This is a genomic window from Escherichia sp. 94.0001 (assembly GCF_013369155.2).
Classification (GTDB): Bacteria; Pseudomonadota; Gammaproteobacteria; order Enterobacterales; family Enterobacteriaceae; genus Escherichia; species Escherichia coli_F.
This window is the reverse complement of record NZ_JABWMS020000192.1, coordinates 1-912: the sequence shown is the minus strand read 5'-3', so window position 1 is coordinate 912 and position 912 is coordinate 1. Positions and strand designations below refer to the sequence as shown.

The window sequence follows — 912 nt, the reverse complement described above, 5'->3', positions numbered from 1 at the left end:
CTGTTTACCTCTTTCTCAGGGAGTTTAGTCTCCAGGATTCCCGGGGCGGTTCACTACATCCGTTACGCTGAATGCTGAGGTCGCCCTTGGGAAGAAGGCATTGCTGACTTATACCAATCCGAAATCACCTCCTCGTGCAACCAGACAGGGAGGGGCCTCGGTTGATAAGAGCTCTGTTATTGATGTGCCAGTTGGTGATTCTAACTTTTGCTTTGTAACGGGACGAGCCGTGTTGGCAGATGATGTGTGGTCTGATCCTTAAACTCAGTAAAAGTACGATTTATTCAAAAAAGCCCCTCCACTATGATTTCGATTTAAGGGGCTGATGATTATGTAACGCGAATTTACCGGATCCTTACGAACCTTTCTTTATCCTGCTCTTGCCCCTTTCGGTAAGCCCATTCTCTGTCATGTATTTTCTGGCAGTGAATATATTAATGCTGTGGTCAGTACAAAACCCCTTAACACCCTTGATCTTTTCCCGCTGAACCTGGGGCATCTTCGACCATTCCCGGACGAGATTTTTGGTAACTCTGTTCCATTTCTCTGGTTTGTTCAGCTTCGCTCGGCCCACCCAGGTTAATCCGTCCTTGCTCAAATTCAGGTAATGACGTGCTGTGCACGGCCGGATGTTGTGGCTCTCACACCACTTATTGAAATCGACGTTGCGCCGCTCATCCGAGGTCATCATCGACCATTTCCGGATAACCTCGTAGGGAATGGGGAGCTTTATGGCAACTTTCGACCTTACCCTGACGCGACGTTGCGGGACTGTCTCATGTTTCGCACTCAGGTTTTCTTCCGACAGTGCGGAGAGGGAGGACCTGAAATCAAGTGATTCTGGCTGGTTATGTGACAACTGAACCGCCCCGGGAATCCTGGAGACTAAACTCCCTGAGAAAGAGGTAAACA

1 pseudogene is annotated in these 912 nt (G+C 48.9%); it reads right to left on the bottom strand.

Annotated elements, in window-relative coordinates:
- Positions 1 to 355 precede the first annotated feature (355 nt).
- Positions 356 to 912: pseudogene (locus HEN33_RS25130) on the bottom strand (hypothetical protein); the annotation flags it as partial.